This window comes from Aliikangiella marina, from assembly GCF_007004765.1.
In the GTDB taxonomy this organism is placed as follows: domain Bacteria; phylum Pseudomonadota; class Gammaproteobacteria; order Enterobacterales; family Kangiellaceae; genus Aliikangiella; species Aliikangiella marina.
In genome coordinates, this window is sequence record NZ_VIKR01000004.1 from 230,023 (window position 1) to 244,711 (window position 14,689).

Sequence of the window (14,689 nt, forward strand, 5' to 3'; positions counted from 1 at the left end):
ATTAAAAATGTTTTTCACACCAAACAGGTATAATAGCCATCCAATCTTCCGAGTCTCTTTTAGAAGTAGTGATCGAAGCTCCACCAGGATGATAATCTTTTAACATCTCTAAAATAGACTTGCTATAAAGCTGTTTCACTCGCATTTTCTCAATATTATTTGCTCTGATCACACATCGAACATACTTACCCGTTTTTCGATGTTGCCCTACAGCGATGATATCTTCACACATTCCAAAGTAAGCTCCGATAATGTAAACCTTCGCACCACCTTTAAAATGATTAGTTCCTATTTTTGTTTCCTTTCCACCAGGACCGTAAGGTATTTCCTTTTTGATATTGGCTGTAATAGCCCAACGCTCGATTTCTACATGATCATTCATTCTTTTAGCCCACAGTTTGCGCAAAAACTAGCTTTAGGTGTTCTTAGTAAATGACCACAACTTTGGCACTCTTTACCGAAACTACTTAAACGATGGTGGTAAATCGCGGCAAAGTTTGATTCTTTATATCCAGTTAAATGGAAGTATTTTTCTGTTGCAGGCAGAAAAGCATTCTCTGTTGCAGTTTTAATATCACAACGATGTTCTTCCCGGTACTTCTTAAGAATTTTTGCCTGTCCTTTAATTAAAGGTTCAATCTGCTCCCACTCATGCTCTTCTAGCATCGGAACTTCAGTTTCACATCGCCAGCAATAATATGTCTTCATAATTAGTCGCTACCCAAATCCTGTCAGTCCTTTAGTAAAAACAAATTGGTACTTTGATTTCTCTAATATCGACTTAAGCTCAGGACTGACAAATAGGTAACGCTTATCCATCACAAGAAATCGGCTACCATCTAAGTCAATATCATTAATCTGGTCAGAATCAAAGTGCTGAGTGATGACCATTTTTACATAGTTTGAATATTCTTCGTTGCTACTTCGATCAATAATCGTTGTGGGTTCATAGCTTACCCTTTCAATATCCAAGCTTTGGAAAAAATCAGCTAGCTATTTCTCGGCAATGACATAGTTGTACCCGACCATTAAAGGTTCGACCTTACCTTGTTTTATGAGCTGGTAATTGCCATCGTTCAATTTGAACAAGTCGACTTCGTTGCAAATGTTTAGATGATAGGGATTCATGTTTATTCAAACTTTCTAATTGTTATGAGTGCAGTGTGCCTATGTTGTTTTTATTTATCAACAAGTTACAACTGTGATTAAACGAACAGAAAAAAGGGCCGACAAGTCTTTATTTATTAGAGAAGTAAATGAATAAAATTTACAGAAATCAAAAGGTACGAGTTAACTGAATTTCAGGCATAAAAAAACCCGTAAACTTTACAAAATAATTTACGGGCTTTTTAATATTAACGTATTGATTTAATTAAATTTATTTCTCTAAACTTAACAAATCAGGTCTGTGGTAAGTTTTAGAAAGGAATATCATCATCAAATGAATCATTAAACCCATTATCCATTGGCGCAGCTTGCTGTGGCGCTTGTTGCTGCATTGGTTGACCTTGATTCATCGGTTGGCCTTGATTCATTGGTGCTGATTGCGGTGGACGCTGGCCGCCACCCATGCCGCCTTCTGCACGACCACCTAACATTTGCATTACGCCGTTAAATCCATCAACAACAACTTCTGTGGTGTAGCGATCTTGGCCTTGCTTATCTTGCCACTTGCGAGTTTGCAGCTTGCCTTCGACATAGACTTGTGAACCTTTACGTAGATACTCACCGGCAATTTCAGCTAGCTTGCCGAAAAAGGACACGCGGTGCCACTCAGTTTTTTCTTGCATTTGACCGGTATTTTTATCTTTCCAGCTCTCACTGGTTGCAATACTGATGCTGGTGATTGCACTGCCGTTTGCTGTATATCTAACTTCAGGATCTTGTCCTAAATTACCTACTAAAATAACTTTATTGATGCCGCGAGTGGCCATGAAATGTAACTCCTAAGATTGAACAGAGGTTGAGGCGTGTCTATTTTATAATCAAGGGCTCAACCCATTACCGCTTACTATATTTCTCCAAGCTTTTCGGATCAAGCTGCTTTTTGTCGACTTTCAAGTAGACTGCGCCTGCTTCTGGTAAGGCAACCGCTTCGGATACCCCTTCAATTGCTTTAATTTCAGCAACTAAGCCCGGAAAAGCTTCTTCTGAAACATCCGGCATGGTCAAAGTGTATGAGGTGACAGCCGGCGGATTTTTTAAACCGATCAGTAAGCCACCCCAAACCAACGCCATCAAACCACCCATTTGGTAAACGCCGGCTTGTCCGAAATGCTGCAATACCAACCCAGCTGCCGGGCCGCCTAAAAATGCCCCACTAAACTGAAAAGTCGAATAAACTCCCAATGCCGTACCTTTGCCGGATAAAGGCGCAATCCGAGAAATCATCGATGGCAACAATGCTTCCATTAAATTAAAACCAGTGAAATAGACCACTATTGCGGCCACCACCGGCCAAAGCGTTAAAGTCGAACCGCCAAAAGCAAATTGTACCGCTGCAATGAGTAACACGCCGGTCAGCATGACTTTAGCATGCTGTCGATTCTTTTCGGCATAAATAATCATGGGTAACATTAGTACAACCGCCCCCACCATTGTCGCCAGATAAACCCATGAATGTTGAGCAAGGTCTACCCCAAGGGACTTCAATTGGCTTGGAAAGGCGACAAAAAATGATGTCAGTAAAAAATGGAGAGTAAAAATGCCAAAATTGAGGCGCATCAATTGGCCGTCTTTAAATACCTGAGCAAACTGATTGGAATTGGCAATCGCATCGCGCTGCACATAGGTATGCGAAGGATTTGGCGTAAGGTACTTGATCACAAACATCGCAACCACGGCTAAAACCGCGATAACCACGAATATGCCTTGTAATCCCAACCAACCGGTCAGCCATGGTCCAACAATCATCGCCAGCGCAAAGGCCGCACCGATGCTCATACCGATGCTCGCCATAATTTTAGTTCGCTGTTCATCCCTTGATAAATCAGCGGCTAGCGCCATGACCGCACTCGCAATTGCGCCACAACCTTGTAATAACCGCCCGGCGATCACCCCATAAATATGGTCGCTAAACGCTGCAACAAGACTGCCTATTGCAAACAGGGCAAGACCAAACAAGATAATTGGTTTGCGACCAAATCTATCGGAGAGCCAGCCAAATGGGATTTGAAAAATCGCCTGCGTCAATCCATAAGCGCCAATAGCGAGTCCTATCAATGCGGGGGTATAACCGGTCAATTCTTGACCAACAATGGCGAACACCGGCAGCAGCATAAATAATCCAAGCATCCGCAAAGCAAATACACTACTTAAAGTTAGTGCAGCTTTTTTCTCAATAGAATTCATTGCAGATTGATTATTCATTTTGCCCTTAAGACTGTGATTGCGTTATTATGGTTAGTTCGTTTTTCGCGCATTGCTAAAATATCCAAATAGCAATTTTTCTCGTAAAACCTGAAAGCCCAGTTGGGTTCAACTGGTGCAATCGCTCGCTTTTTGCGACTAGATTGCAAAGCTTAACATCAAGTTTTCGTTCGCATTGAATTAACTCAAAACCGGCATTATACAAGAACACTAATGGATCACATAGAAGTCAGGGGTGCTAAAACCCACAATCTAAAAAATATCGATGTCACTTTGCCTCGCGACAAGCTGATCGTGATAACCGGCCTGTCCGGTTCTGGGAAGTCATCCTTAGCTTTTGATACCTTGTACGCAGAGGGTCAAAGGCGTTATGTCGAATCTTTGTCTGCTTATGCACGGCAATTTCTATCACTGATGGAAAAGCCGGATGTCGAACACATCGAAGGGTTATCGCCTGCGATTTCGATTGAACAAAAATCGACCTCTCACAACCCGCGCTCGACCGTAGGTACTATCACAGAGATCTATGACTACCTAAGACTATTATTCGCCCGTGTCGGCACGCCATACTGTCCAGAGCACAACCTTAAGCTGGAAGCACAAACGGTCAGCCAAATGGTTGACCACACGCTTGCATTGCCAGAAGGCAGTAAGCTGTTGTTGTTGGCGCCGGTCGTCAGAAACCGCAAAGGTGAGCATGTCCAGTTATTTGAAGAGTTACAAGCCAAAGGTTTTGTGCGCGCAAGAGTGAATGGCAAGACTTACGAACTCACTGAAGTGCCTAAGTTAGAACTGCACAAAAAACATACGATAGAAGTAGTCGTCGATCGCTTTAAGGTTCGTAAAGATTTAAAACAACGACTCGCGGAATCTTTTGAAACGGCGCTAGAACTTGCCGACGGCCTCGCCATGATTGCGCCGATGGAAGACAAAAGTGATCTTGAAGAAGTATTGTTTTCCGCAAAGTTTGCCTGCCCAGAATGTGGTCACAGTTTATCTGAACTAGAACCTCGCCTGTTTTCTTTTAACAACCCGGCCGGTGCTTGCGGAACCTGTGATGGTCTGGGTGTTGATCAATTTTTTGATCCGGATCGCATCGTGGTTAACCCTGAAATATCGCTTGCTGGTGGTGCAATTCGTGGCTGGGACCGAAGGAATATTTATTATTTCCACATGCTCAATTCGTTGGCTGATCACTATGGGTTTGACATTGAAAAGCCATTCAACAAATTAGCCAAAAAACACCAGAAGACCATTCTTTTTGGTAGCGGCAATACCAAGATTGAATTCACCTATGCCAATGACCGCGGCGACGTCATGACACGCAACCACAAATTCGAAGGCGTTATCCCGAATATGCAAAGACGCTTTCGTGAAACTGAATCGATGGCAGTACGCGAAGAGTTACAAAAGTACATGACAACCCAAGCTTGTCCTTCCTGTGGTGGAAGCCGCCTGAAAGAAGAAGCACGACACGTTTTAATCAAAAATCATAATTTGCCGCAGTTAACCGCGTTGCCGATAGATGAAGCACACACATTTTTTAGCAAGTTAAAGCTACCTGGCAAGCGAGGAAAAATTGCAGAAAAAATTCTTCGGGAAATTTGTTCTCGTTTAGAGTTTTTGGTGAATGTTGGCTTGGAATATCTATCAATGGAACGTAGCGCGGAAACTTTGTCAGGTGGAGAAGCACAACGTATTCGACTGGCCAGTCAAATTGGTGCCGGTCTGGTCGGCGTTATGTATGTTCTTGACGAACCTTCGATTGGCTTACACCAACGAGACAATGAAAGACTATTAAAGACGCTTGTCCATCTGCGCGATTTAGGAAACACCGTGTTAGTCGTTGAACATGATGAGGATGCCATCCGTACTGCCGATCATGTTTTAGATATTGGACCCGGTGCTGGCGTCCATGGGGGTGAAGTTGTTGCAGAAGGTACCCTAAAAGACATTCTTAAAAATAAAAAATCGCTCACGGGTCAATACCTCTCGGGTAAACAAAAGATCGATATCCCGGAAAAACGTCATGCTGCTCGCGATGGCGAACATCTTGTATTGTCTGGTGCAACTGGCAACAACTTGCAAAGTGTTGAACTGAAATTACCCGTTGGCGTATTCACATGTGTTACCGGCGTTTCTGGTTCAGGTAAATCAACCCTAGTTAATGACACCTTGTACCCAATCGCAGCCACCCAATTAAATAAAGCCTCAACCTTAACACCCTCGCCTTATGAGTCATGCGAAGGAATGGATTTGTTTGATAAGGTGGTTGATATCGACCAAAGTCCAATCGGTCGAACGCCCCGCTCAAACCCTGCGACTTACACCGGTATTTTTACGCCGATTCGAGAGCTTTTCTCTGGCACTCAAGAAGCACGTTCTCGAGGCTACAAGCCTGGTCGATTTAGTTTTAATGTTAAAGGCGGTCGTTGTGAAGCTTGTCAGGGCGACGGCGTAATCAAAGTCGAAATGCACTTTTTACCCGATATTTACGTGCCCTGTGATATCTGTAAAGGAAAGCGTTACAACCGAGAAACTTTGGAAGTCACTTACAAGCAAAAGAATATTCATGAAGTGTTAGAAATGACGGTCGAAGATGCTCGCGAATTCTTTGATGCTATTCCGGTGATTGCGCGTAAATTGCAAACCTTAATTGATGTTGGTTTGTCTTACATCCGGTTAGGGCAAGCTGCGACGACTTTGTCGGGTGGTGAAGCACAAAGGGTTAAATTATCACGAGAACTCAGTAAACGCGACACCGGCAAAACTTTATATATTCTCGATGAACCAACAACGGGTCTTCACTTCCATGATGTAAAACAATTACTCGCCGTACTCCATCGTCTTCGTGATCATGGTAATACGGTTCTCGTTATTGAACACAACCTCGATGTGATAAAAACAGCAGATTGGATCATCGATTTGGGACCCGAAGGTGGTAATAAAGGTGGTCAAATTATCGCAGAAGGAACGCCTGAGAAAGTCGCCAAAGTCAGAAAGTCTCATACCGGCCGTTTCTTGAAGGATATGCTTAAGTAGTTTGCATGCGAGACGATTAGCAGCCGGGCAAGTTTATTGCTCGGCTGTTAAATGATTATGATCAAAATTTTTCAAAATAAACGGTAGCCAATATTTTTTGTTGTGATTTTTATTTATCTTTGACACGAAAGGGTTATTTAGATGGAATAACTTTCGTTTCTCTAGGTTAGCTTGCTTTATCGCCACACCAAAATACTGATTAAAAAGTCGGTCAAAGCTGCCGTCATTGATGGCTTTAATCAAACCAAACTCAATTCGCTCTTTCAGCCCTTGATTATCTTTTGCGACAAAAAAATACACTGGCAAATCATAATAAATCAGCAGCGCGTTATCGACTTTCATTTCCGGATATTCTTGACTCAATAGCCTATGCTCTCGATAGATTTCATTGATTCCTCGTGGAAATGCATCAAAACGCTCAGCGTTTAGCATCTTAAACAAACTGTTATAGTCGGTGACTGGCGTCACCAGTAAACCGGCATCTTCGAAGATCAATTTATCCAGCCACCCGGCTCCTTGGCCAAAATTCAGTGTTTTTAGTTCCACAAAATCATTGATCTTCGCTAATCGATCAACTTGATTGTTTTTGACCAACATCAGCCTTATTCCCTGAATCCCTTTTACCAGAGGAATAGGAATCGCAAGCATAGACTCGCTTAACTCTGTGGAGTCCGGCGAGGTCATAATGTTGAGGTACTTACCTTTTCTTACTTCTTTAGGGATCCGAGAACTGGGAATAACAAAATCACCATTACGCAACTGGTATGCACCATACTTTTGCGCTGACTTTTCGAGGGCGAGTGTTAATAACTCATAAAAATACTGATCTCGAATATCCGAGTTACTGGCAGGCTTTGGATAGATAACGGCCAACCTTCCTTCATCCGCCAATAGATCAGCAGATGTTAAAACGCTCAGAAAAATACAATTAAACGCGATAAAAATACGTTTCATGGCTTCTCAATTGAAGTTAGGTTCTATTTCGACAATGATTAATGGCGGTATTATATCGTTATGCAAGCAAATCGTTTGATTTTGAATGTGAAAAAGTATTAACTGGCTTAACTGGTTGATATTAATGATATATTTACAACATGTTTTGCGCTTTTGAAAGGCATTTGTAAACCGAGTTCTTAGTTTGCAAACCCAATAACAAGGAATTCTTATGATAAATCGGTTCTCTCATCAAATTTTAGCGTCTGCTTTAACGTTGGTTATATTCCTCAACCCCTATGCATTATTCGCTAAATCCAGCGCAAGTCAACTTGATCAGTTATTTCAAGCTGCAGCAGATTCTAATACCGTTCCAGGTATCAGCGTTGCAATTGCGAATAATTCGGGTGTGATTTATGCCAAAGGCTTTGGCTTTGCTGATATCGAAAACAAAGTCCCAATGTCACCGACGACAAAGTTACGAATAGGTAGTGTTTCCAAAGTAATGGCAACCGCTGCTTTGATGAGAATGGTTGAGGATAATAAAGTCGATTTAGCGGTAAATGTTGAAGACTTAGTAGATGCATGGCCGAAAACCCATGCTGATATAAATTTTTATCATTTAACCGGACATACCTCAGGGATCCGTCATTATCAAGGTAGTGCTGAATTTTTATCAAATAAGCAGTACAACTCTCGCGTGGAAAGTCTGAATATTTTTAAAGACGATCCACTCCGTTTTACACCCGGCGAAAAGTTTGGATATTCCACCTACGCTTGGACTTTGATTAGTGCTGCACTGGAAAAAGCCGATGGTAAAAGAGATTTTAATCAGCTAATGCAAGATTATGTTTTTAATCCGCTTAACATGAAACACTCTTTACTAGAAAAACCTTTGACTGAAGTTGCTGAATCACAAAAACCTTATTCGGTTTCAGCTGGCAAGCTGGTTGATTCACGTGAGGTCAATAACAGCTACAAGTATGCAGGTGGAGGAATTTTATCAACACCAACTGACGTGGTTAATTTTGCCATGGCGCATACCAAGCCTGGTTATCTTAAAAAGCAAACTCTCGAACAGATGTTTACCAATCAGCGTTTTAACGATGGTAAGAAAAACCAATATGGAATTGGTTGGCGGGTCGGTTTTGAGCGGCAAATTGCGCGATTAAAAGGTGACTCAGATGAAGAGAAAAGATTAGTTGAAATTATGCAACGTCATCCAAATTCTGTGTTTCATAGCGGCGGCAGTATGGGCGCGTCAAGCATGTTAATTTTGTGTTTGGATCATAATCATGCTGCGGCAATGGTAAAAAATGTCGATGGGGATCGTTCGTCTAATTTGATGAATTTGACTTTGTTGGCGTTGGATGTGGCTATGGGGGATCCTTACAAATAAGAGCTTGATAGTTTCTGATTAGCCATAAAAGTTACATCTAAACCTATGAGAGTTATGTACTCGGGTGTTTTAAATGACATTGGGTATATCGCCCCTATTAGAAAGTATACTTTCCAAAATTTCTATAAACTGATTACTCAAATAATAAAGCAATATTGGGTATCATCTATCTCTTAATATCGATTTCACTTGTCATTCGCCAAGATACTCTCATCCTTAAAATAAAAAAGCGCATTAACTCAGCGTTAATGCGCGAACTATGATATAAGCGTTTAACTAAACTTCAAGTCAGTAAACTTTTTTACTCCTCATCACATGGACATCCGAGTTTTCTTTGGCGGGCAGCTTCTCGTCTACTCCAAAACCTAGCAGTAAAGTCTTCATTTCCACCGAGCTCATCGGGAACAAGACTATTAATCATTATCTGCGTTGCGGATGACGCTGCATTACCGACAATATCATTAGACAAGTTCTCGTAAATACCACCAACAGCTCCTCCAATTTGGCCAACTGCGGCCTGAGTTCCGAGGCCGCTCATGGATGGCGCATTATCATTACTCATGCCTAGAGCGTCTACTGCCGCATCAACAGCGCTGCTCACAGCCATACTGTTAAACGCTTCCATTCCAGCTTGTACTAATCTGCTAGAAGGTTTATAGAGTCTATTTAAGTAACGCTCTAATATTCCCGAAACAGCTCCCTTACCAGCTCCTACTAGAACGCTGCCTAATGTTGCACACCTTTTTTGTGCAGCGCTAATGAGACCATTTCCGCCAGCGAACACACCTGCACAAGCATTTGGATTTCTCGTACACATTGTAAGTGTCGTGAACAAGCCATATTGATCAGTACCTTGTACTGGGTTCTGATGCACGTACCCGTAGGTATTTGATCCATCATATAAACCAAGAGGATCACTCTGGATATAACGGCCAATCTCAGGATCATAATCACGGAAGTAATTGTGATGCAATCCAGACTCTTGGTCATAGTATTGGCCAAGGAAACGGATATTATTAACGATTGTTTCGTGAACAACTGTAGCGTCACCGAAGGGAGTATATTCAGCTTGCCAAACAATATTTTGATTAACATCTGTCATTAACTCCGGAGTGCCCAAATGCGAGTTGTGGTAATAATAAACGTTATCACCAACTAGCTGCGCCAGCGGCTGGTTGTTAAAATGAACGTACTCTTTTATAGTGTTGCCTTGCCCGTCCGCTTCTGCAATCAAACTACCATTAGGCCCATAAATATAATGCGTTTCAACACCACTAGTAGCTTTAATACTCCGTTCGCCATTTGCATTATAAGTATACGTTGTTGTTGCTCCGCCAATACTTGACGAGCTCATACGGTTAGCTTGGTTGTATGTAAAAGTTAAACTATCTTTTCGAACGGTATTCCCGTTCTCATCATACTCGAAAATCGTCGATCCAGTACCATCTATCTGAGTCAATTTACCAGCAGTTGCAGGGCTCGCTTGACTTGCTTCGCCACCAGTGGTTCCAGTCGCTAAACTAGCAATTTCTTCAACGGTTAAAGCACGATTAAACAGCATTAATTCATCCACGCTTCCAACCATCCCATTGAATCCGCTTTGATTTGCACCAATGGTAAATAGTCGACTAGTCGTCGGTGGAGTCGCGTTGTTAGAAGATGCTACTTCAACTCCATTGATATAGAAGCGAAGCGTTCCATCTTTTAAAGTGCCAGTCCAATGCTGCCATTCGCCGGCATAACTAGAATAATCAGTTCTAGCGATCGAGCTGCCCGCTCCGGTATACGCACCACACATTCCCAGGTAACAATAGAAACCAAAATCTCCACGCGCCCAGAACAGGCCTTGCCCTAGAACAAATCCGATAGATTGAACGTCAGTAATCTTAACCCAAAAACTAATGCTCAGCTCATCAGTGGTTCCCCATGAGGCCGGGGTAGTAACAATGGCATAGTCTTGTGAGCTGGGCATGTGGATCCCGTCATTAACTTTGCCTGACTCATATTGAGTCGCCCAACGAAGTTCAGTGGTTGCGCCGGGATTATTTGAATCATTATTGTCGGAATCAAATCGGTAATGTGAAATGGCTTGTGCGCTGACATCGCTGCCAGTTGAAGCCGCATATGAATAGCTTTGGATTTGACCGTTGTCGGCTTTTTGAGTTCTGTCGCCAACACGGTTGTAAGCAAAACCAAAATCACCGTAGCTGCCGCTCGCCGTTACTATACGGCTGAGGGAGTCATAAGTAAAAGTATCACTGCTAGGGATATTAATATTATTGATATTTGTGATGTTATTAACTAAGTCATATTGATAACTTTTTTCACTAATCCCAAAAGTTTTACTCTCCACTTGACGATAATCTTGGTCATAAGTATTAACATGACTAAGACCATTACCGTACTGGAAAGACTCGAGCGGACCAAACGGCAAATAATTAAGGTTTGAAGCAATAGATTTAGTTTGGTTGTTAATTGTTGCATTGATGCTTTCGACTAATCCATTCGCGCCGTAAACGTAATCAATTCTTGTACCAGAAGGATAAGTGATCCCTGTGGCTCGCCCAACAGTGTTATAGTGATAATCAGTAACATAATTCTTACCATTAATAACTTTGGTTTCTTGGGTTACCTTACCAAAAGCGTTATAAACGTAGGAAGTAGATCCTGATGCATCGCTTACAAAGGTTAATCGACCAATACCTTTATTACCATTAGCAACATCATCATATGAGAAAGCTACGTTTTCTGACCCGTCCGAATAGACTCTTGTCTTAACTCGATTTAATGCATCGTAGGTGTATGTTACCGTTACCCCTCTTGCGTCGGTTTTCGTTAAGAGGTTTCCAGCGTTGTCATATGTAAAGGTTGTTAGTCCTGTATCTTCACTGTTTAAATTGATAAGCTCACCGAATGCATTGTAGTTGTAGACTGTCTGTTTACCTTCGGCATCAGTAACAACTTTTATCTTTCCTTCGCTATTGTATTCAAAGTCAGTTTCACCGTTGGCTGCATCTACAGTTTTGCTAATTCGGTTAAACGCGTCAAAGATCGATGTCGTCGTATTATTAAGAGCATTGGTGTCAGTTTTTGGATTACCTTCTTCATCATAGGTAAATTCATTAAATTGACCTGAGTTACCAAGCACTTTAGTAAGTTGTCCAATTGCATTAAATATTGAGGTTTGCAGCTTTAAAAGATTACTTGAATCGTCTTTGATTTTCGTTTCTGTAACATTGCCCATCAAATCACGAACATATTCTAATCGATTACCCGTCACATCTACGATAGCAGTCAGTCGCTCACCACTATCATATTCATAAGTCAACGTTTGGCCAGTAGGTGTCGTAACTGTTTTAATCGACCCTGTATCAAAATATTTATATGATGTAATCGCGCCGTTCAAATTCATTGACTCTAACCAACCACGTGGCGTGTAGGTCAGCACGAATTCGGTACCATTTGGATCAATGATTTTTCCTACGCGTCCACTGTTGTCATAATTGTCAAAAGTTGTAGTTTGATTCAGTGCGTTTTTAATCGTAACTAAGTTTCCATTTGCATCATAGCTGTAAGTCGTTACATCTGAAATATCAGTTCGTGGTCCATCGACAGTTAATAATAGTCCATTAGCATCATATGTATAGCTCGTAATACGACTTGTATTGGTATTTAAGTCCCATACTTGAATTGAAGCAAGCTTGCCATTTGCACTGTATGAATAAATTGTTTTCTTGCTTCCTTCAGTGATAGTTTTTGGTAGTCGAAAAATGGGATCCCAAGTTGTCTCTGTTACCTTTTCTAGTGAAGTACCTTCTGCTTCAGTTTGCTTAATTATTAATCCATCAGAGTTACGCTCTAATTTGGTAACTAATCCTTTAGGACTCGTTGATTTCACTAATTTGTTTAGTGAGTCATACTCATATTCCCAAGTCCCCACTCCACAACTAGCGCAAGGAAGCTGCTCACTCTTCACGGTAACTTTTTGGTTATTCCTAATTTCGTGATGAATTACTTCTTCATGGAATAACTCGTTTGAAACATAAGTCTTAACTTTCGTTTGACCAGAGATATCATAATTCACTTCGCCTTTTTCGATACCACCACTGTGTTCACTTGTTATTGCTCTTCCAAATGAATCATAAGACCAACTAGCAAAACGAATACCTTTTTCATTTATTTTACCAGTCATATGTTTGGGGAAACGAGTATCTTCGTAGAGATAATCTATAGTTGGATTATCGCTTGAGTCAGTTGCTGTTTCATCTGGAAAAACAACCTTAATGAGATTGTTGATAGCATCGTAATAAAATAAGTATTCGTTATTGTCAGGGTCTATTAACTTATTCAGGAGTCCATTGTCATTATAGAAGTAACGCAATTGTTGCCCAAAATGATTGGTCACAGTGCTTAACCTACCTTCTGGTGTATAACTGTAACGGCGGGTAAAACCGTTACTTGTGACTTTTTCGCTTACTCGACCGTTATTAAATAAGATTTGTTTTCCTGAATTAGTTGTGTAAATAAAGTTTCCGTTACTTCCAGTAATGTCTCCATAACGACCTGTTAAATCGGTTAAGGGTGTTCCGACCTTTCCTATGTAAATTCTGCTCTTCGGTTCGTCAATATTTAGTCGTTGCGGGTCATCGTCTGCAACTTGGCGAACAATTTGATTTACCCCCCCCCAGCTCAAACGAACAATAATACCTCCATTTTTTTCAGACTCAGTTACTAAACTTAAGCCATTATTGTCATACCGCTGGTTACCGACATTAAATTGGAACTCACCTTCCGTTGATTGGTCTTGCAAGTTGGTTACTGGACTAGTGTAATTAATTGTATAGCTTAAAGGATCAGCACCTTGCCCCTGGTAAATAACATCCGTTTCAACCTTTTGACCTGTCGAGCAGTTGATAGGGTTTAATGTTAGCTCATGCACTTTTGTTGGACAAAACTCTTTCGGTGATTGAAGACAATATTCGAATCGGCCATCATCGTTTGCGTCGTAACCATATGGGTGCGATTCTGGGCACTCTTCAATGTGCAGAACATCAAAGGTGTGCTCTCCGCTGTCAGGGCTTGCTTCCCAAGTGTAATGGTGCTTTAAATAAGTCGATGTTGGCCCAGCTGGCGCCGAGCCAATGATGCTTCCCGGACAAGTGCTGTTGTAAGGTGAATCTCTATACGGAGATTTATTAGAGCAAAACCAATCGGTTGCGTCCTCTATTTTTTCAAACCTATCAAGAAAGGTATAACCGACTACCTTGTAGCTATCGACTTTTTCTTTTTCAAAATCCAACCATTCCTTTTTCGCTGCCAAAATCGAATCGGTATACATAAAAAGTAAAACCATAAAAAACTTAATAAGAATTTTGTACATTAACTTCCCTCTAAACCCTAATTTTTATCTGTGGACTACGTGCGCAGTGAATAAAACCATACTGCTTTTGGGTAACTTATAATATTTAACAATCAACCTACATTTAGCAAGGTTAATAGACTGATTAAAATACTCTCTAAAACCATCAAACTTGAGAAACTGTCGCTCAGTCATTCTGATAAACTCAAAATCTTAGGTTCGTATTAACTCAACGACTTTTCTAATGCCGGTATTAAGGTAACAATCAATTTCAAAATTAGTTATCAATATCCTGCCAAGCGTTATCAAAATCCTGCCAAACCATGAAAAAACAGGCTTAACAGTTAACTCCACGGAAAATCCGCTTAAAAACACCTCCCAAAAAAATGCTCAAAATTTGTACAAAACCACCCATAATGAGCGCAATTTTCCGGCGCGGGATTATAAAGAAGAGCGCGTTAAAGTAAACAGTGAAAATCACCAATTGAGATATTGAGCACAATTGCAAAATCTTGGACATAAAAGTGGAAGTTAGACCCAATTTAGACAGGGAACAAATCCAGACAGGCATCAGATATCGCTTGTCG

General features: G+C 41.2%; 9 protein-coding genes. 2 read left to right on the forward strand and 7 right to left on the reverse strand.

Features of this window, described 5'->3' with window-relative positions; translation table 11 throughout:
* Position 1 precedes the first annotated feature (1 nt).
* The 5 genes from FLL45_RS15785 to FLL45_RS15805 form a co-directional block, all read right to left on the reverse strand.
* Positions 2–382 (reverse strand): hypothetical protein, encoded by a 381-nt coding sequence (locus tag FLL45_RS15785; RefSeq protein ID WP_142943064.1) that lies wholly within the window; start codon positions 380–382, stop codon positions 2–4.
* Positions 379–708: a hypothetical protein gene (locus tag FLL45_RS15790; RefSeq protein ID WP_142943065.1), complete on the reverse strand. Its 330-nt coding sequence runs from the start codon at positions 706–708 to the stop codon at positions 379–381. The genes FLL45_RS15785 and FLL45_RS15790 overlap by 4 nt, the downstream gene beginning before the upstream one ends.
* Before the next feature lie 9 nt (positions 709–717).
* Positions 718–972 carry a hypothetical protein gene (locus FLL45_RS15795; RefSeq protein WP_142943066.1) on the reverse strand — a complete coding sequence of 85 codons (255 nt, stop codon included), beginning with the start codon at positions 970–972 and terminating at the stop codon, positions 718–720.
* Between the two features lie 446 nt (positions 973–1,418).
* Complete coding sequence (gene ssb / locus FLL45_RS15800) at positions 1,419–1,934, reverse strand: single-stranded DNA-binding protein (RefSeq protein ID WP_142943067.1); 516 nt, start codon at positions 1,932–1,934, stop codon at positions 1,419–1,421.
* 67 nt (positions 1,935–2,001) lie between these two features.
* On the reverse strand, positions 2,002–3,369 hold the full coding sequence (locus FLL45_RS15805) for an MFS transporter (protein ID WP_142943068.1): 1,368 nt from the start codon (positions 3,367–3,369) through the stop codon (positions 2,002–2,004).
* A gap of 213 nt (positions 3,370–3,582) precedes the next feature.
* Here FLL45_RS15805 and uvrA point away from each other — a divergent pair, with 213 nt between their 5' ends.
* Positions 3,583–6,411: an excinuclease ABC subunit UvrA gene (gene uvrA / locus FLL45_RS15810; protein WP_142943069.1), complete on the forward strand. Its 2,829-nt coding sequence runs from the start codon at positions 3,583–3,585 to the stop codon at positions 6,409–6,411.
* Between the two features lie 33 nt (positions 6,412–6,444).
* Here the strand turns inward: uvrA and FLL45_RS15815 are convergent, their stop codons facing one another.
* Positions 6,445–7,365 carry a type 2 periplasmic-binding domain-containing protein gene (locus FLL45_RS15815; RefSeq protein WP_142943070.1) on the reverse strand — a complete coding sequence of 307 codons (921 nt, stop codon included), beginning with the start codon at positions 7,363–7,365 and terminating at the stop codon, positions 6,445–6,447.
* 211 nt (positions 7,366–7,576) lie between these two features.
* Between FLL45_RS15815 and FLL45_RS15820 the strand changes: the two genes are divergently transcribed.
* Positions 7,577–8,743, forward strand: coding sequence for a serine hydrolase domain-containing protein (locus FLL45_RS15820; protein WP_142943071.1), 1,167 nt, complete (start codon positions 7,577–7,579; stop codon positions 8,741–8,743).
* A gap of 301 nt (positions 8,744–9,044) precedes the next feature.
* Here FLL45_RS15820 and FLL45_RS15825 read toward each other — a convergent pair whose 3' ends face one another.
* Positions 9,045–14,123 (reverse strand): RHS repeat-associated core domain-containing protein, encoded by a 5,079-nt coding sequence (locus tag FLL45_RS15825; protein ID WP_142943072.1) that lies wholly within the window; start codon positions 14,121–14,123, stop codon positions 9,045–9,047.
* Positions 14,124–14,689: the final 566 nt, after the last annotated feature.